The 244-nt window shown below is 40.6% G+C and carries 1 pseudogene; it reads left to right on the forward strand.

Features of this window, described 5'->3' with window-relative positions:
• Positions 1-244 (forward strand): annotated as a pseudogene (locus LNN34_RS22165) (IS5/IS1182 family transposase); the annotation flags it as partial.

Genomic DNA, 244 nt, shown 5'->3' on the forward strand with positions numbered 1-244 from the left:
TAGATCACCAAATCGCACGATTTGGTTTTCAAGTAGAAGCTGTCGCCCTTGATTCCGGATATTTAACGACTCCCATCTGTAAAGGATTATCTGACCGTCATATTTTTGGCGTCATTGCCCATAGACGATATCACCCTACTAGAGGCTTGTTTCCAAAATGGAAATTTCATTATGACAGTGAAAAAGACAGTTATATTTGCCCGAACCAGCAAACACTTACATACTCAACAACTGACCGAAAAGG

Source organism: Bacillus sp. AF23, assembly GCF_020861455.1.
GTDB lineage: Bacteria > Bacillota > Bacilli > Bacillales > Bacillaceae > Bacillus > Bacillus halotolerans.